This is a genomic window from Rhizobium sp. CF142, from assembly GCF_000281145.1.
GTDB lineage: Bacteria > Pseudomonadota > Alphaproteobacteria > Rhizobiales > Rhizobiaceae > Rhizobium.
This window is the reverse complement of sequence record NZ_AJWE01000029.1, coordinates 1-12,052: the sequence shown is the minus strand read 5'-3', so window position 1 is coordinate 12,052 and position 12,052 is coordinate 1. Positions and strand designations below refer to the sequence as shown.

Annotated in this window: 11 protein-coding genes; 3 read left to right on the top strand and 8 right to left on the bottom strand. The window is 61.7% G+C overall.

Annotation, left to right across the window (positions count from 1 at the left end; all coding sequences use genetic code 11):
• Positions 1-65: 65 nt before the first annotated feature.
• Positions 66-1,442, bottom strand: a complete 1,377-nt coding sequence (locus PMI11_RS08800) for an aspartate aminotransferase family protein (RefSeq protein ID WP_007815720.1) — start codon at positions 1,440-1,442, stop codon at positions 66-68.
• 13 nt (positions 1,443-1,455) lie between these two features.
• The gene (locus tag PMI11_RS08795) at positions 1,456-2,292 is read right to left on the bottom strand and encodes a GNAT family N-acetyltransferase (protein ID WP_007815718.1); all 837 of its coding nucleotides are present in this window, start codon (positions 2,290-2,292) and stop codon (positions 1,456-1,458) included.
• 325 nt (positions 2,293-2,617) lie between these two features.
• On the opposite strand from PMI11_RS08795, the gene PMI11_RS08790 reads away from it, so the two are divergent.
• Positions 2,618-3,286 carry a haloacid dehalogenase type II gene (locus PMI11_RS08790; protein WP_007815716.1) on the top strand — a complete coding sequence of 223 codons (669 nt, stop codon included), beginning with the start codon at positions 2,618-2,620 and terminating at the stop codon, positions 3,284-3,286.
• Between the two features lie 17 nt (positions 3,287-3,303).
• The gene (locus PMI11_RS08785; protein WP_007815714.1) at positions 3,304-4,578 is read left to right on the top strand and encodes an NAD(P)/FAD-dependent oxidoreductase; all 1,275 of its coding nucleotides are present in this window, start codon (positions 3,304-3,306) and stop codon (positions 4,576-4,578) included.
• An 84-nt stretch (positions 4,579-4,662) separates the two neighbouring features.
• Here PMI11_RS08785 and PMI11_RS08780 read toward each other — a convergent pair whose 3' ends face one another.
• The 6 genes from PMI11_RS08780 to argE all read right to left on the bottom strand — a co-directional run bounded on the left by PMI11_RS08780 (position 4,663) and on the right by argE (position 11,251).
• The gene (locus tag PMI11_RS08780; RefSeq protein ID WP_007815712.1) at positions 4,663-6,120 is read right to left on the bottom strand and encodes an NAD-dependent succinate-semialdehyde dehydrogenase; all 1,458 of its coding nucleotides are present in this window, start codon (positions 6,118-6,120) and stop codon (positions 4,663-4,665) included.
• A 17-nt stretch (positions 6,121-6,137) separates the two neighbouring features.
• Positions 6,138-7,178, bottom strand: coding sequence for a tartrate dehydrogenase (locus PMI11_RS08775; RefSeq protein ID WP_007815708.1), 1,041 nt, complete (start codon positions 7,176-7,178; stop codon positions 6,138-6,140).
• 13 nt (positions 7,179-7,191) lie between these two features.
• Positions 7,192-8,655, bottom strand: a complete 1,464-nt coding sequence (locus PMI11_RS08770; RefSeq protein WP_007815706.1) for an aldehyde dehydrogenase family protein — start codon at positions 8,653-8,655, stop codon at positions 7,192-7,194.
• 133 nt (positions 8,656-8,788) lie between these two features.
• A complete protein-coding gene (locus PMI11_RS08765; protein WP_007815705.1) occupies positions 8,789-9,151 on the bottom strand; it encodes a cupin domain-containing protein in 363 nt (120 codons plus the stop codon).
• Positions 9,152-9,175: 24 nt separating this feature from the next.
• On the bottom strand, positions 9,176-10,099 hold the full coding sequence (locus PMI11_RS08760) for a 2-hydroxyacid dehydrogenase (protein ID WP_007815703.1): 924 nt from the start codon (positions 10,097-10,099) through the stop codon (positions 9,176-9,178).
• Between the two features lie 21 nt (positions 10,100-10,120).
• The gene (argE, locus tag PMI11_RS08755; protein WP_037070997.1) at positions 10,121-11,251 is read right to left on the bottom strand and encodes an acetylornithine deacetylase; all 1,131 of its coding nucleotides are present in this window, start codon (positions 11,249-11,251) and stop codon (positions 10,121-10,123) included.
• 270 nt (positions 11,252-11,521) lie between these two features.
• On the opposite strand from argE, the gene PMI11_RS08750 reads away from it, so the two are divergent.
• The coding region (locus tag PMI11_RS08750; protein WP_007815699.1) for a GNAT family N-acetyltransferase at positions 11,522-12,052 on the top strand (531 nt) is incomplete at its 3' end.

The following is a 12,052-nucleotide window of genomic DNA, read 5'->3' as shown; positions in this document are numbered from 1 at the left end:
ACCGGCACAAAATTCCGAATTCGGGCTGCCGACGGTATTTCAGCCGCCAGCACCGAAGCCGGGAATCAGGCCTTCACCGCCTTGCGGACATCCGGATCTTCCAGCGTCTGGTCCAGCGTCTTCCTGGTTCGGTCGATGATTGCGTCGATATCGGCTTCCGTGCAGCAGAGCGGTGGCGCGTAACCGAGGATGCCATTGGCAAAGGCGCGGATGATCAGCCCGTTGTTCCAGGCGCGGTCGAAGACTCGGCGGGCCGGCACTGATTCCGCAGGAAGGGGCGTCTTGGCGGCTTTGTCAGTCACGAGTTCGACTGCCGCCAGCATGCCGCGCCCCCTGACATCGCCGACCAGCGGATGATCCTTCAGGGCTTCGAGACCTGCCATCAGCCGCGCGCCGGCCTTGACGCCATTTTCAAGCAGGCCGCCTTCGTAGAGTTTCAGCACTTCGAGGCCAACGGCTGCACTGACCGGATGGGCGGAATAGGTGTAGCCGTGCCCGACTGCCGATGCGCCGGCACCATCGGCGATCACCTGATACACGTGGTCGGCCATGAAGACCGCGCCCATCGGCACGTAACCCGAGGTCAGGCCTTTTGCCGTCGTCATGAAATCGGGAACGATATCGTCCTCGGAGCAGGCAAACAGCGGCCCGGTGCGGCCGAAACCGGTGATCACTTCGTCTGCGACGAACAGGATCCCGTATTCCTTGCAGAGGTTGCGGATGGCCTTCATCCAGCCCTTCGGCGGAACGATGACGCCGCCGGAACCCTGGATCGGCTCCATGTAGAAGGCTGCGATCCGATCGGCACCAACGGTATCGATCTTTGCCTTCAGCGCGGCAAGCGATGCGTTGATGATTTCTCGCGGATCCTGGCCGACCGGGTTGCGATAAGGGTAAGGCGACGGAATCTTATGCTGCCAGTCGAAGGGAATGCCGAAACCGGCGTGGAAGTTCGGCAAGGCGGTGAGGCCGGCGCCGACAGTCGAAGAACCATGATACCCCTGTTCGACAGAAATGAACTGGTCGCGCTGCGGCTGGCCCTTGGCAAACCAGTAATAGCGAATGAATCGGATCGTGCTGTCGACGGCGTCCGAACCGCCAAGCGTGAAATAGACATGGTCGAGATCGCCCGGCGCCCGTTCGGCAAGTTCCGCTGCAAGCCGGATGGCGGATTCAGAGCCGAGGCCGAAATAGGCGGTCGCATAGGGAAGCTCGCGCATCTGGCGGGCTGCGGCCTCGACGATGGAATCGTGGCCATAACCCGCGTTGACGCACCAGAGGCCGGCAAAACCGTCGACCAGCTGGCGGCCCTGTGCATCGGTGACGGTGGCACCCTTGGCGGACGAGAGAACGCGCACGCCCTGCTGCTCATGGCCGCGATAGGACGCGACGGGATGGACCAGATGGGCACGATCGAGTTCGATGAGCGAATTGCTGAGCATGATTTTCTCCGGATCAGCCGAGGGCCTGGTTGGCCAGTGCGAAAGTGGTGAAGGTCGAGATACGGGCGCGTGTCGGTGCAGGGCGCGCCATTGCGACGCCGCCGCCGACATGGGCAAGCGAATGTTCCGAAAGCCAGGACACGAGCGCGGCATTGCCCGTGTCGAGCCTGAGGAAGGCTCCGGTCCTGCCGCTCATGAAATGCGCCACAAGCGCCTTGGCATCTTCAATCGTGGTCGCTGCGACAGGCCCGATTACCTCGCCCCGCCCGAAGGCACGGATGCAGGCGAAGCCGGTGATCCTGCCGTCGCGGCGGATCACGGCGAATTCCCCGATTTCGGCAAGTTTGGAAATCAGGGAAGAACGGTCGGCGCCAAAAGCATCCCGGTCGATGGCCGTAATTTCAGCCAGATCAGCCGCCGTTGCAGCCTCAACATGGGCCGGATACGGGACGTGGCCCACCACTCCCTGATGTTGGAACAAGCGGCCGGTCTCGCGGAAGCCGAGCTTTTCGTAAAGCGGCAAGCCGTCAGCGGTTGCGATGAGCCGGAGGGGGCGTGCACCACCAAGGCCAAGTGCCTCGTCCATCAGCCGGCGGCCGACGCCACGGCCGCGCATGCGGGCATCCACGATCACCATATTGATCGTGGCGCAGTCATCGCCATAGGGTGTCATCAATGTGGTGCCGACGACCTTTCCGGTCTCGTCCAATGCCACGACGCCTTTGCTGATATCAAGCACAACCTGCCAATCTTGCAGACGATGCGGCCAGCCGGCTTCGCGCGAAAGACGGACCGCGCCATCAAGGTGCTCGCCTCCGAAGGCTCTGGTTTCGATGTCCCCGACTTGCATGGACAATGCTCTCCCTTTCTGCCGCAAGTTTCGAGGTGAAGGGACCGGAAGATTATCCGAAGGCGGTATCGGTGGCGGTATCTTTCGCCAAAGCAGCAGGGTGGGACCGCATCTTATGCCGTGCGACCGCGAACAGGGTCTGGATCAACCCTTCCGAAAGTCGTTCCTGAGGGCCAGATGTGCAAGCAAATGCCAAACCGGCGCCGTGATACGAAACTTTCTGCTTCGGATTCCTGCAAATCAGTCGGCGATGGTACCGGAAGCGGCTTTATGATCGTGTCATCACTCGCAAGGCTCGATGGGCCATCACGCAAGGACGAAGCGCATGACGACATTCCGCCCGAAATACATCACCTTCGACTGCCACGGCACGCTCATCAACTTCCAGATGGCCGAAGCCGCCCGCGATCTTTACGGGGATCGTCTCGAAGAACCGGCCATCCTGGAATTCATCAAGAACTTTGCGGGCTACCGGGTTGACGAGATCATGGGTGCCTGGAAGCCTTACGCCGACGTCGTCCACAATTCGCTGGAGCGGACCTGCAAGCGCAACGGCGTTACCTTCAAGGACGAAGACGCCAGGATGGTTTATGAGCGCGTGCCGACCTGGGGTCCGCATGCCGACGTTCCGGCCGGTCTTGCCAGGGTCGCCAAGGAAATTCCGCTCGTCATCCTCTCCAACGCGATGAACGACCAGATCCCGTCCAACGTCGCAAAGCTCGGCGCGCCCTTCCATGCCGTCTACACCGCCGAGCAGGCGAACGCCTACAAGCCGCGCTTCCAGGCCTTCGAATACATGTTCGACATGCTCGGCTGCGGCCCGGAAGACATTCTTCATTGCTCCTCGTCCTTCCGCTACGATCTGATGTCGGCGCATGATCTCGGCATCAAGAACAAGGTCTGGGTCAACCGTGGCCACGAGCCGGCCAATCCCTATTATGGCTATACGGAAATCGCCGATATTTCCGGCCTTGCTGGCGTCGTCGGTCTCTAACGGAAAGGCGCAAGCCGATGAAATACGTCTCCTACTGGCATGATACGGCGCCCCGTTTTACAGGCGCCGTCGAAGGGCCGATCGAAGGTCACTACGATGTCGCGGTGGTCGGCGGCGGCTTCACCGGGCTCGGTGCGGCACGACAGCTGGCGATGGCCGGTGCCAAAGTCATCGTGCTGGAGGCGGAGATGGTCGGGTTCGGCGCATCCGGCCGCAATGGCGGACACCTGAACAATGGCCTCGCCCACAGCTACCTGTCGGCGAAGCAGGAGCTCGGCAAGGAGCGGGCAATCGCGCTCTACAAGGCGCTCGACGCTTCGATCGAGACGCTGGAAGCGATCATTGCAGAAGAAGGCATAGACTGCAATTTCCGCCGTGCCGGCAAGCTGAAGCTTGCTTCCAAGCCGCAGCATTTCGAGGGATTGGCGAAGAATTTCGAGGCCGTGCATGCGGAGGTCGATCCGGACACGGCGCTTCTGTCGCCTGCCGATCTCAAAAACGAGATCGGTTCGTCCTTCCACGGCGCCATGTTGTCGAAGAAGAGCGCGATGATGCATATGGGGCGTTATGTCGTCGGCCTCGCCGAGGCGGCCAAGCGGCGCGGTGCCGTCATCGTCGAAAAGGCGACCGTCACCGACATCTCGAAATCCGCCGGCCGGCACGTGCTGAAGACCGCCAAGGGTTCGGTCACCGCCGACAATGTGCTGATGGCGAGCGGCGCCTATACGACGCCGAATTTCGGCTATTTCCGCCGCCGGATCATGGCCGTCGGCAGTTTCATCATCGCTACGCGGCCGCTGACGGATCAAGAGGTCGCGGCGACGATGCCGGGCAACCGCACCTGCGTCAACAGCATGAATATCGGCAATTACTGGCGGCTTTCGCCGGACAATCGGCTGATCTTCGGTGGCCGGGCGCGCTTTTCGGCGACCTCGGACCAGCGCTCGGACGCCAAGAGCGGCGCCATTCTGCGTGAAAGCCTGACTCGGATCTTTCCGCAGCTTGTACATGTCGAGATCGATTATTGCTGGGGCGGTCTGGTCGATATCACCAAGGACCGTTATCCGCGCGCCGGTTTTCATGACGGGCTCTGGTACGCGATGGGCTATTCCGGTCACGGGGCGCAGCTTTCTACCCATCTCGGCATGACGATCGCCGACGCGATCCTCGGCCGTCCGGACCGCAATCCGGTAAAGGGGCTCGACTGGCCGGCCGTGCCGGGCCATTTCGGCAAACCCTGGTTCCTGCCGTTCGTCGGGTTCTATTACAAGATGCTCGACAAGGTTCAGTAACGGGAACAGCCGTCATCATCTGAAACAAAAAAGCAGGGCTGTGATCACGGCCCCTGCTTTTTATTTGTCTCTTCGAAGGCAGGCTCAGTTGAGCCCGCCCATATGAAACGTCTTCACTTCCAGATATTCTTCGATCCCAAGCTGCGAGCCTTCGCGTCCAAGACCCGATTGCTTGACGCCGCCGAAGGGCGCGACTTCGGTCGAGATCAGACCGGTATTCAGCCCGACCATGCCGAATTCCAGTGCCTCGCCAACACGCCAAGCGCGCTTCAGGCTTTCCGTGTAGAAATAGGCGGCAAGGCCGAACGGAGTGCCGTTGGCAATCGCGATCGCTTCTTCCTCCGTCTCGAAGCGGAAGAGGGGGGCGACCGGGCCGAAGGTTTCTTCGCTGGCAAGCTGCATGTCGGCCGTGGCGCCGGTCAACACGACTGGAGCCGTATACTGGCTGCCTGCCGGCAGGTTCGGTTTCGCCGTCACGATTTTGGCGCCCTTAGCGACCGCGTCCTCGACATGGCGGTTGATCTTGGCGATCGCGGCACCGTTGATCATCGGGCCGATCGAAACGCCGGCTTCCGTGCCCGGGCCGACCTTCATGGCATTGACGCGCGCCGTCAGCTTTTCGGCAAACCGGTCATAGACGCCGGCCTGCACGAGGATTCGGTTGGCGCAGACGCAGGTCTGGCCGCCATTGCGGAACTTCGAGATGATCGCGCCTTCGATCGCAAGATCGAGATCAGCATCGTCGAAAACGATGAAGGGCGCATTGCCGCCGAGTTCGAGCGACAGACGCTTGATGCTGTCGGCAGCCCCATGCATCAGCAGCGAACCGACCGGCGTCGAACCAGTAAACGAGATTTTTCTGACCGTCGTATTGACCATGATCTCGTTGCCGATTTCCTTCGGCATGCCTGTGACGATATTGATGACGCCGGCGGGAATGCCCGCCATCTCAGCGAGGACGCCGAGCGCCAGCGCCGAATAGGGCGTGAATTCCGAGGGTTTCACCACCACTGTACACCCGGCTGCGAGCGCCGGCGCGATTTTCCTTGTGATCATCGCATTCGGAAAGTTCCAGGGCGTGATGATGCCGCAGACACCGACCGGTTCCTTCAGAACGATGATGCGGCGGTCGGGCGTTGGCGAGGGAATGGTCGAGCCGCCGATGCGGCGCGCCTCTTCCGCGAACCATTTGACGAAGGAGGCGCCATAACGGATTTCACCGCGCGCCTCGTCGAGCGGCTTGCCTTGCTCTGTCGTCAGGATCAGCGCGAGATCTTCCAGATGCTCGTGCATCAGGCAGTACCAGGTTTCGAGCAGCGCGGCGCGCTCGGCATGGGTCTTCTTCTTCCATGCCGGATAGGCCCTGTTGGCCGCCTCGATCGCTGCGCGGGTCTCGTCACCGCCCATGTCGGGCACGGTGCCGATCACCGTCTGGCTGGCGGGATCGAGAACATCGACCGTCTTGCCGGAACCGGCGGCAAGCCAGTTGCCGCCGATCAGGCCTTGCTGGCGGAACAGGGAGGCAAGTTTCAAATTCTGCATGGATCCGTTCCTCGAGTTCAGAGCGCAGCGAGCAGTGCTGCGGTGATGGCGTCCGTCTTGTCCTTGCCGGGAACCGTGCCGATGCCGCTGGCGGTCACGGTCTCGATTGCCTTCATGACGGCGGCGGCAGCATCCTTTTCACCAAGATGATCGAGCATCATGGCGCCGGACCAGACGGTGGCGATCGGGTTGGCGATGCCGAGATGGGCGATATCCGGCGCCGAACCATGTACCGGCTCGAACATCGACGGCGCATTGCGCTCCGGATTGATATTGGCCGAGGCTGCAAAACCAAGGCCGCCCTGGATCGCCGCGCCGAGATCAGTCAGGATATCGCCAAACAGGTTGGAGGCGACGATCACGTCAAGCGTTTCCGGCGCCATCACCATGCGCGCCGCCATGGCGTCGATGTGATAGCTGGTGACCTCGACATCGGGATATTCGGCCGAAAGCTGCTTCGTCACATCATCCCAAAACACCATCGAATACTTTTGGGCGTTCGACTTGGTGACCGAGGCCAGTTTCTTGCGCCGTGTGCGCGCCTGCTCGAAGGCGAAGCGCAGGATGCGCTCGACGCCCTTGCGGGTGAAGATCGAGGTTTCGACCGCCACTTCGTCCGTGCTGCCCTGATGGATGCGGCCGCCGGCGCCGGAATATTCGCCCTCGGTGTTTTCGCGGATGCAGAGAATGTCGAAAGCGGTTGCCTTCAGCGGTCCTTCGACGCCGGAAAGCAGCCGGTGCGGGCGGATATTCGCATATTGGACAAAACTCTTGCGGATCGGCAGGAGCAGGCCGTGCAGCGAGACCGAGTCCGACACTTCCGCGGGCCAACCGACGGCGCCAAGCAGGATGGCGTCGAAGCTGCGCAGCGTCTCGATCCCGTCTGCCGGCATCATCGCGCCGGTTTCCTTGTAGAAGGCGCAGGACCACGGAAAATTCGTGCCTACGAGGCCGAAGCCATGCGCGCCGGCGGCTTTCTCCAGCACGGACCATGCCGCGGAAACCATGTCGTGGCCGATCCCGTCGCCAGGGATGAGGGCAATCTTGTGTGTTGTCATGTTTTCAAAATCCTCAAAGGCTGATCAGGACGCTTTTGCTCTTGCGGTTGGCCTGGAAAGCCTCCCGTCCGAGATCCTTGCCGATGCCGGACTGCTTGTAGCCGCCGGTCGGCAGGATGTGGTCGCGCGAGCGGCCGTAGCGGTTGACCCAGATCGTACCGGCCTGCAGCCTTCGCGTCAGGCGAATGGCGCGCGACAGGTTGCTGGTAAAGAGGCCGGCGGCAAGTCCATAACTCGGATGGTCGGCAAGGCTCATTCCCTCGTCTTCGTCTTCGAAGGTCTGGAGCGTCAGCACGGGTCCGAAGATTTCCTCGATGACGGCAGGAGAATTCTGGTCGATGCCGGCAATCAGCGTCGGCGAATAGAAATATCCCGGCACGTCCATGGAGCGCCCGCCCGTCAGGCATTCGGCACCGGCGGAAACCGAGGCGCCGATAATGTCGTCGATCCGCTGGCGCTGCCTCTCGGAAATGATCGGCGAATACTGGCTCGCCGCATCCCAGGTCGGGCCTGGAACGATGCCGGCCATCTTCTTCAAGATGGCCTCGATCAACTGGGGTGCGACGCTTTTCTCAACGATCAGGCGTGATCCGGCGACACAGGCCTGACCGGCATTGCTGGTGATACTTGCGGTCACCGCCGCGGCGGCCTTGTCGATATCGGCATCGGCAAAAACGAGCTGCGGGCTCTTGCCACCAAGCTCCAGCGTCATCGGCTTGATACCGGTGCGGGCGATGTTTTCCATGATCGCCGAGCCGGCGCGGGTGGAACCGGTGAAGCTGACCTTGGCGATATCCGGATGGCCGGTCATCGCATTGCCGGTCGTCATGCCGTCGCCAAGCACGATATTGATCAGACCGGCCGGAATGCCGGCATCTACGGCAAGCTGCGCCAGTCGAAGCGTCGAGAAGGGTGTCATCTCGGACGGTTTCAGCACGACCGCATTGCCGGCCGCAAGCGCCGGGCCGAGCTTCCAGGCGGCCATGTTGATCGGGAAATTCCAGGGCGTGATGGCGCCGACGACGCCATAAGGCTCGGTCATGATCATGCCGAGGTTGCCGTCATCGGTCGGAACGAGAGCGCTCCCTTCCTTGTCGGCGAATTCCGCGAAGAAGCGGATCTGTTCGGCCGAAATACCGATGTCGCCATCGACCAGATGGCCGACAGGTCGCGTCGAGGAGACTGCCTCCAGTTTTGCGATCTCCACGGCGTTCTGTTCGATCAGATCCGCCCAGCGATGCAATGCCTTCAGCCGCTCGCGCGGGCGAATTCCGCCCCAATTGCTGTCCTTCAGGGCCTTTTTGGCCGTCTGTATGGCCTGATCGACCAGATCGGCGTCGGCGATCGGACAATCGGCATAAGCCTTGCCATCGGAGGGCCGATGCATCGGAATGCTGCCCTCGGCGGCCAGGAGCCGGCCGTCGATGAAATGCCCCATCGGCAATGCAAGGCTGTCGGGATCGAAACTCAGGCTCATTGGTCCATCTCCGGTCATCTGACGGGAATGCTACCGTATCGGCACATCTGCGTGATCCGGTAGAGGGAATTGGCGCGGCTAAAAAATCCGTTTTAGCCGCACCATACGACGTATTGTTTGGCAAGCCGCCGGATCAAGCCTCGGGCGTCACGACGAGGTAGATCTTGCGTACCGTTTCGATTGTCTTCCAGGTGCCGACGAAGCCTGGCTTCATGACGAAGCTGTCGCCTGCCTTGTAGATCACCGGCTCGCCATCCGTCGGCGTGATTTCCACGACGCCCGAAATGATGTGGCAGAATTCGAAGGTGGTTCCCTTGATCGAATGGGTGAGGCCGGGTGTTGCCTCCCAGACGCCGGTGCGGACGAGTTCGTCATGGGACTCGTCCTGTGCCCAGGTCTTGAATTCCGGGCTGCCGGAGATCAGCCGTTCGGCTGTCGGCTTGTCTTCCCGCGGCGCGAAGGACGGATCGTGTTCGATGGTCTTGAGAAGCGACATTGCTGTTCCTTTGGGGTTGAGTGTTCAATAGCCGCGTTGGCGATCGACGAGGCCGACTGGATCGAGCCCGGCGCGAAGCCGCTTTATATTGTCCGCGACGGTAAGGGCTGCGGTCTGGGGTTGGGTGACGCTGGCGGTATAGGGCGTGATGATGATCCGCTCATGCCGCCAGAGCGGATGACCGGGCGGGAGAGGCTGCGGGTCCGTGACGTCGATGACGGCGCCGGACAGATGCCCGCTATCGAGTGCATCCCGAAGCGCCTGGTGATCCAGCTGTGGTCCGCGCCCCACTTGAACGAGGCCGGCGCCTTTCGGCAGCTGGCGGAAAAGATCGGCATTGAGGAAGCCGCGGGTCTCGTCGGTGAGGGGAAGAAGGCAGATCAGGATATCAGTTTCGGCCAGCATCGCCGTCAGGCCGGCCGGACCACTGAAACAGCGCACCCCATCGATCTCGCGGGCCGAGCGGCTCCAGCCGGCAAGCGGAAAGCCGAAAGGCTTCAATCGGTCAAAAGATGCCTGGGCCAGGCTGCCGAGTCCCAATATGCCGACCCGGCGGTCGCTGGCCTGCACCGGCGGTAGGGACTGCCAGAGCTCGGTCTTTTTCTGCTGGATATAGACGGGCAGGTTGCGGTGCAGGGCCAGCACGCCGAGCGTGACATATTCCTGCATCATGCGGATGATGCCGTCCTCGATCATCCTCACGATCCGGATATGATCGGGGATCTTGGCTGCCTGAAACTGATCAACGCCGGCGCCGATCGAAAAGATCACTTCCAGGTTGCGGTAGCGGGCCAGATCGGAAGGCACCGTCCAGGTGATGATGTAGCGGACGGCGTCCGGATCGACCGAAGCGGCATCCATGGAAAACGGCAGGCCCGGCAGTTCGCGGGCGAAGACGTCGCGAAAGACCTGGCCGCGGGCAGTGTCCGAGTTGAAGAGGAATGTCATTCTGTGCTCCGGTTCTGGGCGTCAGGTTTCGGCACGGCACCTGTCGCCGAGGGCATCGATCATTGCCTGGCAGGCGGTGAGTTCGCCGGTCTCGATGAACTCGTTCGGCTTGTGTGCCCGCGCAATGTCGCCGGGGCCGCAGATGATCGCATCCACGCCCGCCCGCTGGTAAAGGCCGGCCTCGGTTCCATAGCTGACGGCGGCGAGCGGCGCGCATCCCGTCAGATCCTGCAGGAGGCCGGCAAGCGGCGATGTGGGAGGCAGAAGCAGCGCCGGATAGCTGCTCAAGATCTGCCAATCGACGTCGAAACCCTTTGCCGCCAGCTTTTCGGCTGCGGCGCGCACCGGCTGGAGCAGGGTTTCCGGGTCGGCGGAAGAGATTGCGCGTGCTTCCAATTCGATGCTGCAAAGCTCGGGAATGATGTTGACGGCCTGGCCGCCGCTGATCCTGCCGATCGAGAGCGACGAATAGGGCGGTTCGAATTCCGCCTCGAACGGGCCTCGGGTCAGCGTTTCGGCCGCGGTAACGGCAGCCTGCTGCACTTCGGTCATGGCATGGATCGCATTGAGGCCGAGATCCGGCCGGGAGGAGTGGCCGGAACGGCCTTTTAGCGTCAACCTGGCAGCGGCTTTGCCCTTATGCGCGAGGATTGCCTTCATTCCGCTCGGCTCGCCGATGATGGCGCCTAGGGGAGACGTGCAAAGATCGGGCAGGCGGGTCAGCAGATGCGGCACGCCGCGGCAACCGGATTCCTCGTCATAGGAGAAAGCGAGATGGATGGGACGGGAAAGCGGCCTGGAGACCATCGTCGGCACGGAAGCAAGAACGCCCGCCAGAAATCCCTTCATGTCGGTCGTGCCGCGGCCATAAATCCTGCCGTCCTCGATCCGCATGCGGAAGGGATCGCTGTTCCATCCCGCCTCGGCGGCAGGCACGACATCCATGTGGCCGGAGAGGATGTAACCTGGTCTGTCATCCGGTCCGATCGTCGCAAAGACATTCGCTCTGTCGCCTTCCGGACCCGGCAAGACATGCGCCCGGATACCGGAGGATTTGAGATAATCGGCGATCCATTCGACGATCTCGCCATTCGGCGTGCCGACGACGGACGGAAAGCCGACCAGCTTTTCCAGAATGTCCAGGGCGCGCATCGCCATCTTTTCTGCCTCCAGACAGTGTGAACTTGCCTCCGCAAACCGGGCTTGCGCGGAGCAGGTGAACCAATCTCAAGGATCAAGGTTAGAGCGATGCAGATGAAATGGCTGCCGAAAGCGGAAGGGATACGGTCAAATCTTGTGCTGCATCGCGCTTCAGCGGTGAAATGTTTCGCCGAATGGTGGTTAGGATGACCATCGGGATATCCGGGCGTACGATCCGGAAGAGCGTGTGCCGTCTCGGCTGGGTGAATGATGGATAGCAATGTGCCACGGACATTGAATGTCGATAATTTCGAGATGCGCTTCGCCGACGTCGCGAATGTTGAGATCTCCCAGTTGCAGGCCCTGTCGATTTCCGTCGGCTGGCCGCACCGGGCTGCCGACTGGCAGCATCTGCTCGATATCGGCAAAGGCTATGTCGCGCTGGACGAAATTGGTCGGGTCGGTGCCTCCGCCATGTGGTTTCCCCATGGCGAAAGTTTCGCTACCTTCGGAATGCTGGTCACCTCACCCAGGCTGCAAGCCAATGGCGCGGCCAAATGGCTGATGCAGCGGATCATGACCGATTGCGGTCACGACTGTCTCCGGCTGAACTCCACGCGCGAAGCCCGGCGGCTTTATGTCTCACTCGGCTTCATTCCCAAGGGCACGGTCTATCAGTGCCAGGGAACCGCGCTTGCGCCGGCGCCGATTGCGCCCATCGAGGCCGGGCTTGCCCTGCGGCGGCTCGATCGCGGCGATCTGGAAGCGATCATCGCGCTCGACGCACCGGCTTTCGGTGCGGCTCCCCCCCAG